The sequence below is a fragment of the Ensifer sp. Root31 genome (assembly GCF_001424825.1).
Classification (GTDB): domain Bacteria; phylum Pseudomonadota; class Alphaproteobacteria; order Rhizobiales; family Rhizobiaceae; genus Ensifer; species Ensifer canadensis.
Map to the genome: position 1 here is coordinate 527,658 of NZ_LMCO01000001.1, position 17,841 is coordinate 545,498.

A 17,841-nucleotide genomic window follows, 5' to 3' on the forward strand; every position below is an offset into this window, starting at 1 on the left:
ACCTTTGCGCGTCCAATAAGACGCGCGGCGCTGTAGGATCACGTCATGGCCGCAAGCTGCCACAGCCCGGCCATGACGACCGCGGCTCCCGCGACGCGGGACAGCATCCGGCCGCCGGGCACCACCTTTTCGGCGAGCACGAAAATCGCGATCACCGCGATCCACAGGACGTTCATCACGCCGCCGATGAACAGGAGCGCCATCAGCGCCCAGCAGCAGCCGACACAATAAAGGCCGTGAAGAAGACCGAGCTGGTAGGCGCCGCCGGCATCGCGGCGAAAGCCGCCATGGCTCTGGATGAACATGAGCGGCGCCTGGCACTGCCTTAGGCAGGCGTCCTTCAACGCCGTCCATTGAAACAGTCCGACCGAAATCAGGATGATGCCGCTGAGAATACGGCTGCCGCTCGCCAGCATCGGCGTCAGCAGCAGAGCAGACTCCAGCAGCCATTGCCCGAGCGTCGCCAGAGCCGCAAACAGGACCCAGGCGGTGAGATAGCCGCCGGCAAAAAAGCCGGTCGCGGCAAACGGCCTGTCGTCGAGCGCCGCCTGCCGCCCGACACGGGCAAAGAGCAGGATCATCGGCGTTGCCGAAGGCGTCATCATGCCGACCATCATCACCGCCCACATGACAAAGGCATAGGCGAAGGTCGACACACTCCAGGGACGGAAGGCGACGTCGGCCATCGACGCCATGGCACCCGGCGACATGTCCATGGCCATGCCCTCGTCTGTGCCCATCGCCATGTCGCCGCTCATGCCATCGCCAGAGGCCGGCACGTGCGCCATGGCCTCCATGCCGACTGCCAGCCAGAGAATATAGAGCCAGGTAATTCCGGTCAGCGCCAACAGCGAGACCACGACGATGAGCCGGTCGTGCCTTAAAAGCGTTTCGAGCGCAGTGTCGGCCATGGGCGTCAGTGAACCACGCCGCTTTCAGACAGATGCATGCTGGCGAAATGGGCGTGCGAATCCGGAATGGACAGCGTCAGCGGCCCCTTCGTGTCGGCCCACCCGCGTCCAACCTCGCAGACGTCGTATTCGAAGCCCTGCGGCAGGTTGATGCGTGCCTGATGCGGGTTTCCGGTCACGGGGTTCAAGATCGGCTCGCCACGCGCCACGATCCACCCGGGCACATTCAGCCGTGCTGTCCGCGCGCCGACATCGACGTCGAAGTCGATCTCGGCAAAGACCGGGTCGTGAAAGGTTTCGAAGGTGGTGGCGAACACCTGGAAGAAGGTTGCTCCCGGCTCGGTATCCTGGCCGCTCATGATGCGCAGCAGCGACTCGCGCTGGGCCGGCGTGGCACGGATGTCGACGATCGGCACGACCTCACCCCTGCCCTCATGAATTGCACCGGGCCAAGCCGCAATGATCCCGCATCTCAAGCCGTCGAGGCGCGTGTCGCCGTGATGGCCCGTCTCGATCTCAAATCCACCGACGGCGCAGCAATTGCCGTGGGTCGGCAGCGCATTGAACTGGCAGGGGCAGCCATAGGCGCAATTGCAATGAATGAATTCTCGACCCTTGATCGTCCAATTGACACTCGTCATCGTCTCCTCCCGGATCTGATCGGTGTGGGATCTGCTTCATTCCGCTCGACTGTTCGACGACTTATTAGGTTTCAAGAATATACTCTCCTCCGGGCGCCCTGCCAACGCCGCCCGCGGCGTGCCGTCGATGACGAACAGGACTTTGCCGCCACGCGCGATCGAACGCGCGCGGCGGCAACAGACAGGTGAGTATCAGAGCGTGGCCATGCCACCATCGATGATCAGTTCGGCGCCCACCGTGAAGGCGGCCTCGTCTGAGGCGAGGAAGACAATTGCCTTGGCAATCTCGCTTGCATCGCCGAAGCGGCCGAGCGGGATCTGCGCGGCGATCGATGCGACGATCTCCTTGTTTTCGGCAGGCGTGGCACCGTGTCCGTCATGCAGTGGCGTCTTGATCGGGCCGGGGCTGACCGCATTGACGCGAATGCCGCGGCCGATCAGTTCGCCCGAAAGCGTCTTGGCAAGCGACAGGAGCGCCGCCTTGCTGAGCGCGTAGACGCTGGAGGTCGGCATGCCGATATGGGCGTTGATCGAGGTGTTGAGCACGATCGAGGCGGGGTTGGAGAAGATCGGCAGCAGCGCCTGGATCAGGAAGAACGGGCCCTTGACGTTGATCGCGAGCGACTGGTCGAAGCTGGCTTCGTCCCATTTTTCGATCGGCTGAAGCTTGGCGATGCCGGCGTTGACGAAGAGGATGTCAAGATGGCCGAAGGCGGCCTTGACTTGCTCGGCAACCGCCGCCTGTCCGGCGGCGTTGCCGGCATCGGCCTGGATGATGACGGCGCCTTCGCCGAGTATCTTGCGTGCTTCGGCAATGTTCTTCGGATTGGTGCCGGTAACGGCGACCCGGGCACCCTCGGCGATGAACTGGCGCGCCGTTTCGAGGCCGATGCCGCTGGTGCCGCCGGTGATGAGCGCGGTCTTGTTGTGCAAACGTGGCATGATGGAATTCCTTCTTTTGGGTTGGCCTGGCTGTTGGGTTGGCTTGGGACCGGTCTTCTTTCCATCGACCGCCGTCCTTCGTTGCCAATAGATATGGCCGAAGATTGCCGTTCGGATTAGTCTGCCAATGATGGAACTCGAATTCGGAAATGCCGAACGATGCTGAAGATCGAAGGAATTGCTGCCTTTGTCGCAGTTGCGGAAGCCGGCTCGATCAGCGAGGCGGCGCGCCGGCTGCGGCTGTCGAAATCCGTGATCAGCGAACGGGTCTCGGACCTGGAACGCCACCTGAACGCAACGCTGTTGCATCGCACGACGCGCAAGCTGACTCTCACCGAAGATGGCATCGCCTTTCGCGAGCGCGCGGTGCGGATCGTCAGCGAGGTGCAGGCCGCCGCCAGCGATCTGGCGGAGCGCCGCGGGACGCTGACCGGACCATTGCGGATCGCCGCCCCGGTCAGTTTCGGGCATCTGCATCTCGGGCCTGCCCTTTACCCCTTTCTGGCGGCACATCCCGAGGTCGAATTGACGCTCGATCTCGACGATCGCCGGGTCGATGTCGCCTCGGAGGGTTATGACGCCATCGTGCGCCACGGGATCATCGCCGATTCACGGCTGGTCGTGTGGAAGCTTGCCAAAAGCAGGCGCCTGCTGGTCGCCTCGCCCGACTATCTCGATCGCAACGGCACGCCGGCCTCGCTTGCGGAACTCAACGATCACCGCGGTATCTTCTACACCAATCGCGGCGCTTCCGACTGGCGGTTCGAGGGGCCGACCGGTTCGACCGTTATCCGCGCCCGCATGGCGCTGCGCATCAACAACGGCGACATGATCCACGATGCTGCCGTCGCCGGGCTCGGCATCGCGCTGCTGCCGACATTCATCTGCGGTCCTGCGGTGCGCGACGGTCGGCTTCGCGAGATCGATGTCGGTTTTCGCCCAGAGCCGGAATTCATCTACATGGCCCATCCGGAGGGCCGACGGCCGTCGGCCAAGCTCCGGGCAATTACCGATCATCTGAAGAAGACCTTTGGCGATCCTCCGCACTGGGACCCGTGAACCGCTGCGCGGCTGTGGGCGCGACCGTTCATGCGCAACCCCCATTCGCTACATCTTGATGGGCGCCGCCCAAGTCGCGATCACGACCGGGCCGGATATCCCGGACGAGCCTTGCAACCGAAAGTCGGACGCCTGTTCCCTGAACTGGATCGTCTCATGACGCTCAGTCCCACCGCCAATGCGGAGGCTCTCTCCCCAACCGCGAGCCCCGCCCCCGGCATTGCAGCCGGAGGCGGACAGGGTCACAGGAACAGATCGACTGCGAAGTAGGTGAGCGCCGAAATCGCAGCAGCGGCCGGCATCGTCACGAACCAGGCGATGACAATGTTGCCGGCAAGGCCCCAGCGCACCGCCGAGACACGCTTGGCGGCACCCACGCCGATGATCGCGCCGGTGATCGTGTGGGTGGTCGACACCGGAATGCCGAGCCAGGTGGCGGCAAACAGCGTGATGGCGCCGCCGGTTTCCGCGCAGAAGCCCTGCATCGGATTGAGCTTGGTGATCTTCGAGCCCATGGTGTGCACGATGCGCCAGCCGCCCAACAGCGTGCCGAGCGCGATCGCCGCCTGGCAGGTGATCACCACCCAGAACGGCACATAGAACTCGGAGCCGAGATAGCCCTGCGAGAACAAGAGCACGGCGATGATGCCCATGGTCTTTTGCGCATCGTTGCCGCCGTGGCCGAGCGAATAGAGCGACGCCGAGACGAACTGCATCACCCGAAAGGTACGGTCGACAGCAAAAGGCGTCCGGCGCACGAACAGCCAGGAAACGATGAGGATCAGGAGCAGCGCCAGGAAGAAGCCGATCATCGGCGACATCACGATGGCGCCGACCGTCTTCAAGAGACCGGTCCAGACGATGGCATCGCCGCCAGTGCGGGCTAGGCCGGCACCGACGAGGCCGCCGATCAGCGCATGCGACGAACTCGACGGAATGCCGAAGATCCAGGTCGCGATGTTCCAGACGATCGCCCCCATCAGGGCCGAGAAGATCACCAGCGGCGTAACGATGCCGGGATCGATGATGCCGCGTCCGAGCGTCTCGGCCACATGCAGGCCGAAAAACAGGAAGGCGATGAAATTGAAGAACGCCGCCCACATGACCGCATATTGCGGCCGGAGCACCCGGGTCGAAACGATGGTTGCGATCGAGTTGGCGGCGTCATGCAGCCCGTTGAGAAAGTCGAAGAACAGGGCGATTGCAATGAGGGCGACGAGCAACGGCAGGGCGAGCGTCGCGTCCATCAGACGTTCTCGATCACGATGCCGCTGATCTCGTTGGCGACGTCCTCGAAGCGGTCGACGACCTTCTCGAGCTCGCCGTAGATCTCGCTACCGATAATGTAGGCCATGGCATTGTTGGCACCGTAGCGGCGGAAAAGATCCTTCAGGCCCTGGTCGTGCAGCTCGTCGGACCGGCCTTCGATGCGCGTGACCTCTTCGGCGATGGCGATGAGCCGGCCGTGGTTGACGCCGATGCGATTGAGCAGCGGAATGGCCTCGGCGATCAGGTGCGCCGCCTGGACGACGATGACGCCCATTTCCTTCATGCCCGGATCGAAGGTCTTCTGCTCGTAGAGCCGGATGGTCTTGACCGTCTTGTGCATCATGTCGATGGCATCGTCCATCGACTGGATGAGATCCTTGATGTCGCCACGATCGAACGGCGTGATGAAGGAGCGACGAACGGCCAGAAGCACTTCGCGGGTGACGCCGTCTGCCTCGTCTTCAAGCGCGACGATCCGGTCGCAGTGCTTTTCGAGATCGTCGCCGCCGGCGAGGAGCTTGTCGAGCGCTTCGGCGGCACCGACGACGGTACGCGAATGTTGCGCGAAGAGATCGAAAAAGCTGTCTTCGCGGGGAAGGAGTTTGCGGAACCAAGCCAGCATCACAAATATATCCGTTCGTGGATTGTCATGCGGCTGTCATATTGTACGCAAGCGATCAAGAAAAGCGCTGAACGACTGGGATTATAAGGCTTTCCCCGCCGTTATCGCGCAATTTTGCCTGGAAATGACTCAGGTCACCTTTCGTCTTGCCTTAAAGCCCGCTTTCGTCCTACTGCATAGCTCCTTAAATCGGCATCGATTTATGGAGCTATGCAGCAAGTGTTGCAGCGTCCTTTGCACGTCCTGTTCGACGCGTGGCGCTGCGACTGGCGCCGACGTCGAATCCGGACCCGAAATGCCACAAAAGGTCTTTCTCAATCGCCTGAAGCTGAGCGAGTTCCGCAATTATGCGGCGCTGTCGCTGGCGCTCGACCAGAGGCACGTCGTGCTGACCGGCGAGAACGGCGCCGGCAAGACCAATCTGATGGAAGCGGTGTCGTTTCTGTCGCCAGGCCGTGGCCTCAGGCGTGCGGCCTATGCCGATGTCGCTCGCGTCGGCGCAAGCGACGGCTTCTCGGTCTTTGCCGAAGTCGTGGGCATGGAAGGCCCGGTCGAGATCGGTACCGGCACGGCCGGCACCAGTGAGGGGCAATCACGACGCCTGCGGCTGAACGGCACGACAGCGAGTACGGTCGATGAGCTGACCGACCATCTGCGCGTGCTGTGGCTGACGCCGGCCATGGACGGGCTCTTCACCGGCCCGTCGGCCGATCGCCGCCGTTTCCTCGATCGGCTGGTGCTTTCGCTCGATCCGGAGCATGGGAAGCGCGCCAGCGAATTCGACCGTGCCATGCGTAGCCGCAATCGGCTCCTCAGCGACTTTCGTCCCGACCCGGCCTGGTTGACTGCCATCGAGCGGGAAATGGCGGGGCTCGGCGTGTCGATGGCGCTCGCACGGCAGGAGATGCTGGGTCTGCTGACGGCGCTCGTCGAGAGAAACACCGGCGACAGCGTCTTTCCATCTGCGCGCCTGGCGCTGGCGGGCTTCCTCGACGACGAGAGCCACAAGCCAGCCTTCGACCTCGAAGAACAATATCTCACCATGCTGCGCGAGGGCCGGGCGCGCGACGCGGCCGCCGGCCGGACACTGGACGGACCGCACCGCACCGACCTCCTGATTCGCCACCGCGAAAAGGACATGGAAGCCGAGCGCTGCTCGACCGGCGAGCAAAAGGCGCTGCTCGTCGGCCTGGTTCTTGCCCATGCGCGCCTCGTCGGCGACATGACCGGTCACGCTCCTATCCTGCTGCTCGACGAGATCGCCGCGCATCTCGACATGGGCCGCCGCGCCGCCCTATTCGATCTCGTCGACGGACTTGGCGGCCAGGCCTTCATGACCGGGACGGACCGTGCGATGTTCGACGCGCTCGGCGATCGCGGCCGGTTCCTGACGGTGGAGCACGGAAGCGTATCGGGATGATGGAGCCGATCATGGAAAGTGTCCGCTCATGACTAGTACAAGCCTCGAATCATCGGAAATTGCCCGCTACGCGCGCCACATCATGCTGCCCGAACTCGGCGGTGGGGGGCAACAGAAACTCAAGGCGGCGCGCGTTCTCGTCATTGGCGCCGGCGGCCTCGGCGCTCCTGTTCTTCAATATCTCGCCGCCGCCGGCATCGGCACGCTGGGCATCGTCGACGATGACGTGGTGTCGCTGTCGAACCTGCAGCGGCAGGTGATCCACCGCACGGCCGATATTGGCCAGACAAAGGTCGAGAGCGCCTCGGCAGCGATCGGCGCGCTCAATCCGCATGTGGTGGTCGAGAGGCATCCCCTTCGTCTGGCAGCCGACAACGCCGAGGCGCTGTTGCGCCAATATGATCTGGTGATCGACGGCTCGGACAATTTCGACACGCGCTATCTCGCCGCCGATACGGCAGCAGCCGTCGGCATACCGCTCGTCACCGGTGCAGTCGGCCGCTTCGACGGTTCGCTTACAGTGCTGATGCCTTATCGCTCGGGCGCGGATGGCGAACCGAACCCGTCCTACCGCGATCTCTTTCCCGAAGCGCCGCCGCCGGGCGTCGTGCCCTCCTGTGCCGAGGCCGGCATCATCGGCGCGCTCACCGGCGTCATCGGAACATTGCAGGCTATGGAAGCCATCAAGGTGATCGCCGGGATCGGCGAGCCACTCGTCGGTCGGCTGTTGATGTATGACGCTCTCTCGGCGCAATTCAGCACCATCCGCTATCGCCGGCGCAAGGACAGGAGCGCAGACTGATGCAGATCATCAGGATCGACGCTGCCTTCGATCGCTACAAGGAATTGCTGGCCCTGATCCTTGACGCCTTTGCCTATATGGACGGGCGGATTGATCCGCCATCCTCGGCCCATGCGCTAACGATTGAGGGGCTGAGCGAGAAGGCTTCGGCAGAAATTGGCTTCGTCGCCGTCGACGGCTCAGTGCTTGCCGGCTGCATCTTCTGCAAGCCGGAGACCGACTGCCTCTATATCGGCAAGCTTGCGGTTTCCGCGACCTGCCGGGGAAAAGGCGTCGGCCGACTGTTGCTTGCAAGCGCCGAAGCAGCGGCACGCGACCGCCACTTGGCCGCTCTGAGGCTGCTGACACGGATCGAACTCACCGAAAACCACAGGACGTTTTCGGCCTGGGGCTTCGTCGAAACCGACAGAACCGCTCACCCGGGCTTTACCCGGCCTACCTCGATCGAGATGCGCAAGACGCTTTGATCAGTCGCGAATCAATCGCGACCCGGCAGCACCCGATCCGGCGGCCGGTGACCGTCGAAGAAGGTGCGGATATTGATCACCACCTTGTCGCCCATGTCGATGCGACCCTCGAGCGTCGCCGAACTCATATGCGGCAACAGCACGACCTTGCCCTCGCCGGCGAGCTTGATGAGCTTGGGGTTGACCACGGGTTCATTCTCGAAAACGTCGAGCCCCGCACCGGCGATCTTGCCTTCGCGCAGGCACTTGATCAGCGCCGTCTCGTCGATGATGCCGCCGCGGGCGGTGTTGACGATATAGCTTTCCGGGCGCATCAGCGCGAGCCGACGGGCCGAAAGCAGGTGATAGGTCGCCGGCGTCGAGGGGCAATTGACCGAGACGATATCGACGCGGGCAAGCATCTGGTCGAGGCTGTCCCAATAGGTCGCCTCCAGCATCTCCTCGGTCTCGGCCTTGACCCTGTGACGGTTGTGATAGTGGATCGACAGGCCAAAGGCCTTGGCACGGCGCGCGACCGCGGTGCCGATGCGGCCCATGCCGACGATGCCGATGCGCTTGCCGGCAATGCGCCGGCCGAGCATCCAGGTCGGAGACCAGCCGGCCCATTCGCCCTTGCGATCGGTCAGGATCTGCGCACCCTCGGCGAGCCGGCGCGGCACGGCGAGAATGAGCGCCATCGCCATGTCGGCGGTGTCCTCGGTCAAAACGTTCGGGGTGTTGGTGACGGTAATGCCCTTGCGTGCGGCCGCGTCGACATCGATGTTGTCGACGCCGTTGGAGAAACTGGCGATCAGTTTCAGTTGCGGGCCGGCCTGCTCGATCAACGCCGCATCGATGCGGTCGGTCACCGTCGGCACGAGCACGTCGGCGCGCTTCACCGCCGCCACAAGCTCTGGTTGGCTGCGCGGCGTATCATCGATGTTCAGTTCGGCGTCGAAGAGCTCACGCATTCTGGTTTCGACGATGTCCGGCAGTTTCCGGGTGATGTAGACCTTGGGCTTCTTCTTGCTTGTCATTGCTGCGATGGGCCTTGTTGACGGGTCCTTAACCAAGTTGGGCGATACTTTCTCCCTGTAGCCGCAATTTCTACCAGACCCGGTCGGGAAGACAAACAAAACTCGCTGCGTCGTCCCCGCGATTTACGCCCCGGCCAAGAGCCCTGGGTGAACTGCGCCTGCAAGTTGCCACGGAAAATGAGCTTCGTCATGCGTCACGTCATTTCCAAACTCTCGTTAGCGTTGATCGCCGCCTGCATCGGCGCGGTCATCACGACGTCGGGTGCCCATGCCCAGGCCGCAAAGGGGGCCAGCGGATTGCCGCTGCCGCGTTTCGTCAGCCTGAAGGCCAAGAGCGTCAACCTGCGCATCGGCCCGAGCGTCGACTACGCGGTGGCGTTCCGCTACCTCAGGCCCGGCGTACCGGTGGAAATCATCCAGGAATACGATAACTGGCGCCGTATCCGCGACGCCGACGGCACGGAAGGCTGGGTGAACCAGGCCCTTCTGTCGGGCGACCGCACGGCCGTCACCGCGCCATGGATGCGCGGCAAGGGCGAAGGCGTCTTCGTCAACCTGCGCCGCGAGCCGCAGAGCACGGCAGGGATCGTTGCGCGCATGGAGCCCGGCGTGGTCATCCGTGTGGGTGAATGCAATGGCGACTGGTGCCACATCGAAACCCAGGGCGTCGAAGGCTGGATCGTCCAGAGCGAGATCTGGGGCGCCTATCCGGGCGAAGCCTTCAAATAAAGGCTACGCCCGCTCTGACATAGGTCATATTTGGTGCGCGGCGCTGCAGCTCGCCTCAGGCGAGCTCGGCCTGCTTGGCGGCAGCGGCAAGCGATACCATCGGCCTCGGGCCGATCTGGCCGATGACGATACCGGCTGCGAGATTGCCGAGCTTGCTGCAATCCTCGAGCGACCGACCGGTCGTATATCCGTGGAGAAAGCCCGCAGCATAGAGATCACCGGCGCCTGTCGTATCGACCACCTGCGCGAGCGGCGTCGCGCCGACGCGGACACGTTCGGTGCCGCGCACGACGACGGAGCCTTCTTCACTCAGCGTGACGGCCGCAAGCTTGCAGTCCTTCGAGAGCTTTTCCAGCGCCAGATCGAAGTCCTCGGTCTCGTAGAGTGCGAGCGCTTCCTGTTTGTTGGCAAAGACGATGTCGACGGTGCCGGAGCGCATCAGCTCCAGAAACTCGTCGCGATAGCGGTGGACGCAGAAACTGTCCGACAGGGTCATTGCGGTTTCGCGGCCGTTTTCATGGGCGATCTTGGCGGCCTCGCGGATTGCATCCTTGGCACGCGGCGGATCCCACAGGTAGCCCTCGAAATAGGTGACCTTGGCCTCAGCGACGACATCGGCCTCCACGTCCTCCGGACCGAGCTCGACGCAGGCGCCGAGATAGGTGTTCATCGAGCGCTCGCCGTCCTCGGTCACGAAGATCATCGAGCGGGCGGTCGGCGGCACCGTTTCGAGCGGCTTGGTCTGGAAATAGACGCCCTGGGCGCGAATGTCGTGCGCAAAGATCTCGCCAAGCTGGTCGTTGGTCGTCTTGCCAAAATAGGCGGCACGTCCGCCAAGGCTGGCAACGCCGGCCGCCGTGTTGCCGGCGCTGCCGCCGGAAGCTTCGACGGCGGGGCCCATGCGCGAGTACAACAGCTCCGCGCGGTCGGCATCGATGAGGTTCATTGCGCCCTTGATGATGCCGTTTTCACTCAGAAAGCCGTCATCGCAGCGCGCAATGATATCAACGATCGCATTGCCGATCGTCAGCACGTCGTATTTTGTCATGAACTCCGTCCAGTTTCCCTAATGGCCGGTGTTCGTTAATAGCGGTTTTCCAGCCATTTGGAAGACAAAACACGCGTGGCTGCGATCATTCCGCTGGTAATGCGCTTGCCTCATAGGCGGCGGCGAACTCGGCGCTCGGCGGGATCGGCTTGATGACGTCGATCAGAACGCCATTGGGATCGGCGGTGATGAAGTGGCGCTGGCCGAAATCTTCGTCGCAGATCGCCTTCAGGATCGGCAGACCTGCTGCCTGGCAATCGGCATAGACTGCGTCGGGATCCTCGACTTCGAAGTTGAGGAGCAGGCCACTGACCGGCGCGCGGGCACGCTCCGGGATGGTTTCATGGCGATAGTCGAGGACGGCGAGCGTCACCGTCTCGGATTCCGTCGACTGCAGATGCATGTACCAATCGCTGGTGAACAGCGCCTGGAAGCGAAAGTTGTCGATGTAGAATGCCGCGGTTGCTGCAACGTCTGATGTCATGATCACAGGATAGTAGCTTTTCGATTTCATGGGGCTTTCCCTCGCGCTCGCATCATCATACAGTCTGCATGTATTTTTGAATTAACATACAGGCTGAATGTATGCAAATAAAATCCTCGCGCCGCTCCAATCGCGAGCGCTCCGACACGACGCGCGCCGCGATCCTCGATGCTGCCCACGGTCTCTTCGTCGCGAGGGGATATGCAGAAACGTCGACGCCGGACATCGTGGCTGCCGCCGGCATGACGCGCGGTGCGCTCTACCACCACTTCGAAGACAAGAGGGCACTGTTTCGCGCCGTCGCCGAGCGGGAATCCAGTGCCGTGGCGGCGAGGATCGAGGAAGCGACATTCGACCGCCTGACGCCGCGCGAGGCGCTGATAACAGGCGCGCGCGCCTTCTTCGACGCCATGGCGGAGCCGGGCAGAATCCGCATTCTACTGCTCGACGGCCCGGCCGTGCTCGGCACACGGGAAATGGCGACGATCGACGCGGCCAACGCCCAGAGAACGCTGGAAGAGGGCCTGGCGGAGGCGATGGCGCCGCAGGTCCACGATCAGGCCGCCTTGACGGCAATGGCGACGCTGCTGTCAGCCGCCTTCGACCGCGCCGTGCTGGAGATTGCCGAAGGCGCGCCGACAGAGGTCTACGTCGACGCCATCGGCCATCTGATCGACCGACTGATCTCCGCATGAGTCAGTCTCGGGCCGACAGCGCAGACAGATATAAGACGCGCGTCAGCCGGCGACCGGAAGAACTTGTTGCGGCAACTCGACCAGCGGCGCCGGGATATCGCAGGTCTTTTCCGGTGCCTTGCAGATATCGGCAATGACGCAGCGCTCGCATTCCGGCTTGCGCGCCTTGCAGCAATAGCGGCCATGCAGGATCAGCCAGTGATGCGCATGGTAGAGATATTCGTTGGGAATGATGCGCGAGAGCTTCGCCTCGACCTCATCAGGGGTCTTGCCCGGTGCCAGACAGAGGCGGTTGGCGATGCGAAGGATATGGGTGTCGACGGCGATCGTCGCTTGGCCGAAGGCCATCGACAGCACGACGTTGGCGGTCTTTCGCCCGACGCCCGGCAGCGTTACCAGCTCCTCCCGCGTGCGCGGGACTTCGCCGCCGAAATCGGTGATCAGCTTTTCGCTGAGCGCGATGACGTTCCTGGCCTTATTGCGGAAAAGGCCGATGGTCTTGATGTAGTCGCGGACCTTCTCCTCGCCGAGGGCCAGCATTTTTTTCGGCGTGTCGGCAACGGCGAAAAGTGCCCGGGTTGCCCGGTTGACGCCGGCATCAGTCGCCTGCGCCGACAGGGCGACGGCAACCACCAGGGTAAAGGGATTGACGTGCTCCAGTTCCCCCTTCGGCTCCGGCCGCTGGATCGAGAAGCGTCGGAAGATCTCGGAGATTTCCTCGCGACTGTAGACGCCTGAGGTACGCGGGGCGCGGCGGCCCGTCGCTGGCTTCGTTTTCGCGGGCTCGCCCGGCAATTTCGGCTTCACGTTTTTCATGATGCATCTATAGTCAATGGTCATGACTGATGGCAACGATCAGACGCTTGACGGCGAAGAGCCGGTGTTCAGCGCCGAACTGACCCCCTATCGCTCCCTGGGCTTTAAGGGGTTCAAGGTGTTTTTCCTGATCGCCGGGCTGCTCAGCCTGGTACATGCGGTCGTGTTCATGGTGATCGGCGCCTGGCCGATCGTGTTCTTCTTCGGGCTGGATTTCGCGCTGCTGTTCGGTGCTTTCTGGCTGAACTACCGCTCGGCGCGTAGCCGTGAAGAAGTCAGCGTCTCGCGAACCGACGTGTCGGTGCGCAAGTTCACGCCGTCGGGCCGGATGATCGAACACCGCTTCAATCCGTTCTGGGCGCGCTTCAACATCGCACGGCATCAGGAGATCGGCATCGTCTCGATGAGCATCAGCGGCGGCGGCCACAGGACCGATGTCGGTTCCTTCCTCAACCGCGACGACCGCGAAACCTTCGCCACGGCGTTTTCCGGGGCGCTTGCCACCGTGCGCCGCCGCTGACGCTAGGGCCAATCAAGTTTCGGGTGGCAACGACGCTGGCGGCATGGTTACCTGTGTCACGACAGGAGATGACCGATGAACATTGCGACAACCCTCCCCACCGACATCACGCCTGATGGCACCGATTACGACACGGTGAGAAATGTGATCGAGATGCTCACCGAAGAGTATCGCGAGCAGCCTTCGCTTGAAGCGATCGCGAAGCGTCTGAAGCAGTCGCCGACGCAACTGCAGAAGGTCTTTACCCGCTGGGCCGGGCTGTCGCCGAAGGCGTTCCTGCAGGCGGTCACGCTCGACCATGCCAAGCGCTTGCTGCGCCAGGAAGACATGCCACTCTTGGAGACCAGCATCGAGATCGGGCTTTCCGGCCCGAGCCGGCTGCACGACCTCTTCGTCACCCATGAGGCGATGTCGCCGGGCGAATGGAAGGCGCGCGGCGCGGGCCTCACCATCCGCTACGGCTACCACCCCTCCCCCTTCGGCACGGCGCTGGTGATGATCACCGATCGAGGTCTTGCCGGCCTTGCCTTCGCCGATGGCGGCGGCGAGCACGAGAGTTTCGAGGATATGGCGCATCGCTGGCCGAACGCCACCTATGTCGAGGACAGCGCGGCCACGGCGCGTTATGCGGCGCGCATTTTCGATCCTGAACGCTGGTGCGCCGGAGAGCCCTTGCGCATCTTCCTGATCGGCTCCGATTTTCAGATCCGGGTCTGGCAGGCGCTCTTGAAGATCCCGCTCGGCCGCGCCACGACCTATTCGACCATCGCCGGCGAGATCGGCCAGCCGACCGCCTCACGCGCCGTCGGGGCAGCCGTCGGCCGTAACCCGATCTCGTTCGTCGTTCCCTGTCACCGGGCGCTCGGCAAGAGCGGCGATCTCACGGGCTATCACTGGGGGCTGACGCGCAAGCGCGCAATCCTCGGATGGGAAGCCGGCAAGGCCTGAGAACGAAAAAAGGGGCGACCGGCGCCCCTTTTGTTTGCTCTGCAGTTTGCCTTAATGGGCAGCCGACATATCGCCGAGCACTTCCTTGGAAGCGACCGTCGAATTGGCGTTGAGCTTGTAGACCATCGGCACACCGGTCGCGAGATTGAGCTTCAGGATCTCTTCCTTCGTCAACCGGTCGAGAACCATGACGAGCGAGCGCAGCGAGTTGCCATGCGCGGCAACGAGAACCTTCTCGCCGGCCAGCACGCGCGGCAGGATATCCGTCAGGTAGTAGGGCCATACGCGGGCGCCGGTGTCGCGCAGGCTTTCGCCGCCCGGCGGCGAAATGTCGTAGGAACGGCGCCAGATATGCACCTGCTCTTCGCCCCACTTCTCGCGGGCATCATCCTTGTTGAGGCCGGAGAGGTCACCATAGTCGCGCTCATTCAGCGCCTGATCGCGGATGGTTTCGAGTGACGGCTGGCCGACGGCGTCGAGCACGAACTGGCAGGTGCGCTGGGCGCGGATCAGCGACGAGGTGAAGGCGATGTCGAACTTGATGCCGTAGTCGGCGAGCGCCTTGCCGCCAGCCTTGGCTTCTTCGACGCCAAGCTCGGTCAGGTCAGGATCGCGCCAGCCGGTGAACAGGTTCTTCAGGTTCCAGTCGCTCTGGCCATGCCGGACAAGGACGAGGGTGCCGCTCATATGATTTCCCCTTGAGACGATAGAGATGGTGTCAGTTGAGCCCGAGAACATCGAGCATGGAGTAGAAGCCGGGTTTCTGGTCGCGTGCCCAGAGTGCTGCGGTAATGGCGCCCCGCGCGAAGATGGAACGGTCGGTGGCGCTGTGGGACAGCGTCACCTGTTCGCCTTCTCCGGCGAGAATGACCGAGTGTTCGCCGATCACCGAGCCGCCGCGCAGCGTCGCAAAACCGATCGTGCCTTGCGGGCGGGCGCCGGTGTGGCCGTCACGGACGCGCACGGAATTTTCAGACAGCGCAATGCTGCGCCCCCTCGCCGCCGCTTCGCCAAGGAGCAGTGCCGTGCCGGAGGGGGCATCCACCTTGTGCTTATGGTGCATTTCGAGGATTTCGATGTCCCAGGCAGCAGGCCCGAGAGCACGCGCCGCCTTCTCCGTCAGCACGCCGAGAAGATTGACGCCGAGACTCATATTGCCCGACTTGACGATGCGGGCATGACGCGCGGCAGCGCGGATCTTCGCGTCGTCATCCGCCCCGCAGCCGGTGGTGCCGATCACATGCACGATGCGTGCCTGTGCGGCGAGGCCGGCAAATTCGACGGTGCCGGCCGGCGACGTGAAATCGAGCACGCCTTCGGCTTCGACAAAAGCTTCGAGCGGCTTGTCGGTGATCGCGATGCCGATCGGTCCGAGCCCGGCGAGTTCGCCCGCGTCACGGCCGACGAAGGGTGAGCCTGGACGTTCGACGGCCGCATGCAGGCGGACGCCGTCCATGCCGTGAACCATACGGATCAGCGTCTGGCCCATGCGACCGGCCGCGCCGACGACCACAAGCTTCATGTCCGTCGTGCTCATCGGCGATATTCCTTCCAGCTCATGTTTAGATTTCGGCGTCGGCCGACGCCTCTGGGGCCTTGCCCTGGAGATTGTGCAGGCGAGCGTAGAGACCGTCCTGGCGGCGCGCAAGATCCTCGTGCGTGCCTTCCTCGACGACGAGACCGTCCTTCATGACGATGATCTTGTCGGCATTGACGACCGTGGACAGACGGTGGGCGATGACGATGACCGTGCGTCCGTGCATCGCCTCGTCGAGCGCCTTCTGCACCGCGGCCTCCGACTCGGTGTCGAGCGCCGAGGTTGCCTCGTCGAGCAGCAGGATCGGTGCATTGCGCACCAACGCGCGGGCGATCGACAGACGCTGCCTCTGGCCACCGGACATCGTGACCCCGTTTTCGCCAACCGGGGTGTCGTAACCCTGCGGCTGGGTGAGGATGAAGTCATGCGCATAGGCCAGACGCGCGGCTTCCTCGATTTCCGCATCGGTCGCGTCCGGGCGGCCATAGCGGATGTTGTCGCGGATAGAGCCTTCGAAAAGATAGGGCTGCTGCGAGACATAGGCGATGCCATTGCGCAGCGACTGCTTGGTGACGTCGGCGATGTCCTGCCCGTCGATCAGAATCTGGCCGGAGGCCGGATCGTAGAACCGCGGAACAAGGCTGATGACCGTCGACTTTCCGGCCCCGGACGGGCCGACAAGCGCAGTGGTCTTGCCGCCTTCGGCGACAAAGCTGACGCCCTTCAGAATCTCGTCGCCATTGGCGTAGCGGAAGCGCACATCGCGCAGCTCGACGTTTGCACCGTGGAACTCGAGCTGCTTTGCATCCGGCTTGTCACGCTGATGCGGCACCGTGTCGAGGATTTCGTAGACCATGCGGGCGTTGACCGCGGCACGTTCCAGCGAAACCTGCAGGCGCGCCAGGCGTCGGGCCGGGTCATAGGCCATCAACAGAGCGACGACGAAGGCGAAGAAGGCTCCCGGCGGTACGCCGGCATAAATCGCGCGGAACGCGGAATAGGCAAGCACGCAGGAAATCGCGAGACCCGCAAAGGTTTCGGTCATCGGCGCGGTGCGTTCGCTCAAGCGCGCAATCCGGTTGGCCCGGTTTTCGGCCCGCTCGATGATCGCTTCGACCTTGCCGCGCAGTTCGCGCTCCATCGTGAATGCCTTGACGATGGAAATGCCCTGGATCGTCTCCTGCATGGCACCGAGGACACGGCTGTTGACCTCGATGGATTCACGCGTCGCCGAGCGCAAGCGCCTGGAAACGTAGCGCAGGCCCAGCAGCAACGGCGGCGCTGCCACGAAGACGATGATCGACAGCAGCCAATCCTTGGCGAACATCACGCCGACGAGCCCGATCAGGGTCAGGAGATCACGGGCGATCGAAGTGACGGTCAGATTGAGCACGTCCCGAATGCCGCTGACATTCTGGCTGATCTGGGCAGCGAGCTGCGCCGAGCGTGTCTCGTTGAAGTAACCGACGCTCAGTGCCATCAGATGCGCATAGAGCCGGCGCTGGTAGCGCGCGACGATATTGTTGCCGATCTTCGACAAGGCGACCGCCTGGCCGTAGGTGGCAAAGCCGCGCAACACGAACGCGCCAAAGATCGAACCGCACACCAGCAGCACGATACCCGCATTTCTGTTGGCAAAAGCCTCGTTGATCACGGTCTCCATGATCGAGGCGGTAAAGCCGGTCGTCACGGCGACGACAGCCAGGCACGCAATGGCAAAGACGTAGCCGCGGATATGATCGCGACCGTTTTCTGCGATGACCCGCTTCAAGATTCCGCTGATCGTGTCAGAATCGACAGCGTGCTGTTTTCTATCTCTGGCGCTCAAAAAGCCTGTCTTCCCTGAGCCTGCGCGGTAAGTCGGACGCCGACACTACCTTTCTCGGGCTCTATAGTGCTTTGATGTCGCTTTGGC

20 protein-coding genes are annotated in these 17,841 nt (G+C 63.1%); 8 read left to right on the forward strand and 12 right to left on the reverse strand.

The window, feature by feature from the left end; genetic code table 11:
* Positions 1–38 precede the first annotated feature (38 nt).
* The 3 genes from ASD00_RS02585 to ASD00_RS02595 all read right to left on the reverse strand — a co-directional run bounded on the left by ASD00_RS02585 (position 39) and on the right by ASD00_RS02595 (position 2,494).
* On the reverse strand, positions 39–911 hold the full coding sequence (locus ASD00_RS02585; RefSeq protein ID WP_156585425.1) for a DUF2182 domain-containing protein: 873 nt from the start codon (positions 909–911) through the stop codon (positions 39–41).
* Between the two features lie 5 nt (positions 912–916).
* Positions 917–1,552 carry a DUF1326 domain-containing protein gene (locus tag ASD00_RS02590; RefSeq protein WP_025425428.1) on the reverse strand — a complete coding sequence of 212 codons (636 nt, stop codon included), beginning with the start codon at positions 1,550–1,552 and terminating at the stop codon, positions 917–919.
* A gap of 192 nt (positions 1,553–1,744) precedes the next feature.
* A complete protein-coding gene (locus ASD00_RS02595) occupies positions 1,745–2,494 on the reverse strand; it encodes an SDR family oxidoreductase (protein ID WP_025425427.1) in 750 nt (249 codons plus the stop codon).
* A gap of 159 nt (positions 2,495–2,653) precedes the next feature.
* Between ASD00_RS02595 and ASD00_RS02600 the strand changes: the two genes are divergently transcribed.
* Positions 2,654–3,553 carry a LysR family transcriptional regulator gene (locus tag ASD00_RS02600; RefSeq protein WP_025425426.1) on the forward strand — a complete coding sequence of 300 codons (900 nt, stop codon included), beginning with the start codon at positions 2,654–2,656 and terminating at the stop codon, positions 3,551–3,553.
* 242 nt (positions 3,554–3,795) lie between these two features.
* On the opposite strand, the gene ASD00_RS02605 is transcribed toward ASD00_RS02600, so the two are convergent.
* On the reverse strand, positions 3,796–4,800 hold the full coding sequence (locus ASD00_RS02605; RefSeq protein ID WP_025425425.1) for an inorganic phosphate transporter: 1,005 nt from the start codon (positions 4,798–4,800) through the stop codon (positions 3,796–3,798).
* On the reverse strand, positions 4,800–5,444 hold the full coding sequence (locus tag ASD00_RS02610; protein ID WP_025425424.1) for a DUF47 family protein: 645 nt from the start codon (positions 5,442–5,444) through the stop codon (positions 4,800–4,802). Before ASD00_RS02610 ends, ASD00_RS02605 begins: the two co-directional genes overlap by 1 nt.
* A gap of 295 nt (positions 5,445–5,739) precedes the next feature.
* Here ASD00_RS02610 and recF point away from each other — a divergent pair, with 295 nt between their 5' ends.
* Genes recF through ASD00_RS02625 form a run of 3 tightly spaced genes read left to right on the forward strand, consistent with a single transcriptional unit; the run spans position 5,740 to position 8,133 of the window.
* Complete coding sequence (gene recF, locus ASD00_RS02615; RefSeq protein ID WP_025425423.1) at positions 5,740–6,864, forward strand: DNA replication/repair protein RecF; 1,125 nt, start codon at positions 5,740–5,742, stop codon at positions 6,862–6,864.
* Between the two features lie 28 nt (positions 6,865–6,892).
* The gene (locus ASD00_RS02620) at positions 6,893–7,666 is read left to right on the forward strand and encodes a molybdopterin-synthase adenylyltransferase MoeB (RefSeq protein ID WP_057204384.1); all 774 of its coding nucleotides are present in this window, start codon (positions 6,893–6,895) and stop codon (positions 7,664–7,666) included.
* Positions 7,666–8,133: a GNAT family N-acetyltransferase gene (locus ASD00_RS02625; RefSeq protein ID WP_025425421.1), complete on the forward strand. Its 468-nt coding sequence runs from the start codon at positions 7,666–7,668 to the stop codon at positions 8,131–8,133. Before ASD00_RS02620 ends, ASD00_RS02625 begins: the two co-directional genes overlap by 1 nt.
* Positions 8,134–8,144: 11 nt before the next feature.
* On the opposite strand, the gene ASD00_RS02630 is transcribed toward ASD00_RS02625, so the two are convergent.
* Positions 8,145–9,149, reverse strand: a complete 1,005-nt coding sequence (locus ASD00_RS02630) for a D-glycerate dehydrogenase (RefSeq protein WP_025425420.1) — start codon at positions 9,147–9,149, stop codon at positions 8,145–8,147.
* 189 nt (positions 9,150–9,338) lie between these two features.
* Between ASD00_RS02630 and ASD00_RS02635 the strand changes: the two genes are divergently transcribed.
* On the forward strand, positions 9,339–9,878 hold the full coding sequence (locus ASD00_RS02635; protein ID WP_025425419.1) for an SH3 domain-containing protein: 540 nt from the start codon (positions 9,339–9,341) through the stop codon (positions 9,876–9,878).
* Positions 9,879–9,933: 55 nt separating this feature from the next.
* Here the strand turns inward: ASD00_RS02635 and ASD00_RS02640 are convergent, their stop codons facing one another.
* Positions 9,934–10,926, reverse strand: coding sequence for an adenosine kinase (locus ASD00_RS02640; protein ID WP_025425418.1), 993 nt, complete (start codon positions 10,924–10,926; stop codon positions 9,934–9,936).
* A gap of 85 nt (positions 10,927–11,011) precedes the next feature.
* Positions 11,012–11,440: a VOC family protein gene (locus tag ASD00_RS02645; RefSeq protein WP_057204386.1), complete on the reverse strand. Its 429-nt coding sequence runs from the start codon at positions 11,438–11,440 to the stop codon at positions 11,012–11,014.
* Between the two features lie 71 nt (positions 11,441–11,511).
* On the opposite strand from ASD00_RS02645, the gene ASD00_RS02650 reads away from it, so the two are divergent.
* Positions 11,512–12,105 carry a TetR/AcrR family transcriptional regulator gene (locus ASD00_RS02650; protein WP_025425416.1) on the forward strand — a complete coding sequence of 198 codons (594 nt, stop codon included), beginning with the start codon at positions 11,512–11,514 and terminating at the stop codon, positions 12,103–12,105.
* A 42-nt stretch (positions 12,106–12,147) separates the two neighbouring features.
* Here the strand turns inward: ASD00_RS02650 and nth are convergent, their stop codons facing one another.
* Complete coding sequence (nth, locus tag ASD00_RS02655; RefSeq protein WP_025425415.1) at positions 12,148–12,921, reverse strand: endonuclease III; 774 nt, start codon at positions 12,919–12,921, stop codon at positions 12,148–12,150.
* A gap of 22 nt (positions 12,922–12,943) precedes the next feature.
* On the opposite strand from nth, the gene ASD00_RS02660 reads away from it, so the two are divergent.
* The gene (locus ASD00_RS02660) at positions 12,944–13,441 is read left to right on the forward strand and encodes a DUF2244 domain-containing protein (RefSeq protein WP_025425414.1); all 498 of its coding nucleotides are present in this window, start codon (positions 12,944–12,946) and stop codon (positions 13,439–13,441) included.
* 75 nt (positions 13,442–13,516) lie between these two features.
* A complete protein-coding gene (locus tag ASD00_RS02665; RefSeq protein WP_025425413.1) occupies positions 13,517–14,389 on the forward strand; it encodes a bifunctional helix-turn-helix domain-containing protein/methylated-DNA--[protein]-cysteine S-methyltransferase in 873 nt (290 codons plus the stop codon).
* Positions 14,390–14,440: 51 nt separating this feature from the next.
* On the opposite strand, the gene ASD00_RS02670 is transcribed toward ASD00_RS02665, so the two are convergent.
* From ASD00_RS02670 to ASD00_RS02680, 3 genes are read right to left on the reverse strand one after another with little or no spacing between them, the layout of a single operon-like run.
* A complete protein-coding gene (locus ASD00_RS02670) occupies positions 14,441–15,076 on the reverse strand; it encodes a 2,3-bisphosphoglycerate-dependent phosphoglycerate mutase (protein WP_025425412.1) in 636 nt (211 codons plus the stop codon).
* A gap of 31 nt (positions 15,077–15,107) precedes the next feature.
* Positions 15,108–15,926, reverse strand: coding sequence for a 4-hydroxy-tetrahydrodipicolinate reductase (gene dapB, locus ASD00_RS02675; RefSeq protein WP_025425411.1), 819 nt, complete (start codon positions 15,924–15,926; stop codon positions 15,108–15,110).
* Positions 15,927–15,951: 25 nt separating this feature from the next.
* Positions 15,952–17,754: an ABC transporter ATP-binding protein gene (locus ASD00_RS02680; RefSeq protein ID WP_057204388.1), complete on the reverse strand. Its 1,803-nt coding sequence runs from the start codon at positions 17,752–17,754 to the stop codon at positions 15,952–15,954.
* Positions 17,755–17,841: the final 87 nt, after the last annotated feature.

What these genes read in the sequence shown, in the direction of transcription:
- ASD00_RS02585 (WP_156585425.1), bottom strand. Translation starts at nt 911, where the DNA reads ATGGCCGACACTGCGCTCGAAACGCTTTTAAGGCACGACCGGCTCATC.
- ASD00_RS02590 (WP_025425428.1), bottom strand. Translation starts at nt 1,552, where the DNA reads ATGACGAGTGTCAATTGGACGATCAAGGGTCGAGAATTCATTCATTGC.
- ASD00_RS02595 (WP_025425427.1), bottom strand. Translation starts at nt 2,494, where the DNA reads ATGCCACGTTTGCACAACAAGACCGCGCTCATCACCGGCGGCACCAGC.
- ASD00_RS02600 (WP_025425426.1), top strand. Translation starts at nt 2,654, where the DNA reads ATGCTGAAGATCGAAGGAATTGCTGCCTTTGTCGCAGTTGCGGAAGCC.
- ASD00_RS02605 (WP_025425425.1), bottom strand. Translation starts at nt 4,800, where the DNA reads ATGGACGCGACGCTCGCCCTGCCGTTGCTCGTCGCCCTCATTGCAATC.
- ASD00_RS02610 (WP_025425424.1), bottom strand. Translation starts at nt 5,444, where the DNA reads ATGCTGGCTTGGTTCCGCAAACTCCTTCCCCGCGAAGACAGCTTTTTC.
- recF (WP_025425423.1), top strand. Translation starts at nt 5,740, where the DNA reads ATGCCACAAAAGGTCTTTCTCAATCGCCTGAAGCTGAGCGAGTTCCGC.
- ASD00_RS02620 (WP_057204384.1), top strand. Translation starts at nt 6,893, where the DNA reads ATGACTAGTACAAGCCTCGAATCATCGGAAATTGCCCGCTACGCGCGC.
- ASD00_RS02625 (WP_025425421.1), top strand. Translation starts at nt 7,666, where the DNA reads ATGCAGATCATCAGGATCGACGCTGCCTTCGATCGCTACAAGGAATTG.
- ASD00_RS02630 (WP_025425420.1), bottom strand. Translation starts at nt 9,149, where the DNA reads ATGACAAGCAAGAAGAAGCCCAAGGTCTACATCACCCGGAAACTGCCG.
- ASD00_RS02635 (WP_025425419.1), top strand. Translation starts at nt 9,339, where the DNA reads ATGCGTCACGTCATTTCCAAACTCTCGTTAGCGTTGATCGCCGCCTGC.
- ASD00_RS02640 (WP_025425418.1), bottom strand. Translation starts at nt 10,926, where the DNA reads ATGACAAAATACGACGTGCTGACGATCGGCAATGCGATCGTTGATATC.
- ASD00_RS02645 (WP_057204386.1), bottom strand. Translation starts at nt 11,440, where the DNA reads ATGAAATCGAAAAGCTACTATCCTGTGATCATGACATCAGACGTTGCA.
- ASD00_RS02650 (WP_025425416.1), top strand. Translation starts at nt 11,512, where the DNA reads ATGCAAATAAAATCCTCGCGCCGCTCCAATCGCGAGCGCTCCGACACG.
- nth (WP_025425415.1), bottom strand. Translation starts at nt 12,921, where the DNA reads ATGAAAAACGTGAAGCCGAAATTGCCGGGCGAGCCCGCGAAAACGAAG.
- ASD00_RS02660 (WP_025425414.1), top strand. Translation starts at nt 12,944, where the DNA reads ATGACTGATGGCAACGATCAGACGCTTGACGGCGAAGAGCCGGTGTTC.
- ASD00_RS02665 (WP_025425413.1), top strand. Translation starts at nt 13,517, where the DNA reads ATGAACATTGCGACAACCCTCCCCACCGACATCACGCCTGATGGCACC.
- ASD00_RS02670 (WP_025425412.1), bottom strand. Translation starts at nt 15,076, where the DNA reads ATGAGCGGCACCCTCGTCCTTGTCCGGCATGGCCAGAGCGACTGGAAC.
- dapB (WP_025425411.1), bottom strand. Translation starts at nt 15,926, where the DNA reads ATGAGCACGACGGACATGAAGCTTGTGGTCGTCGGCGCGGCCGGTCGC.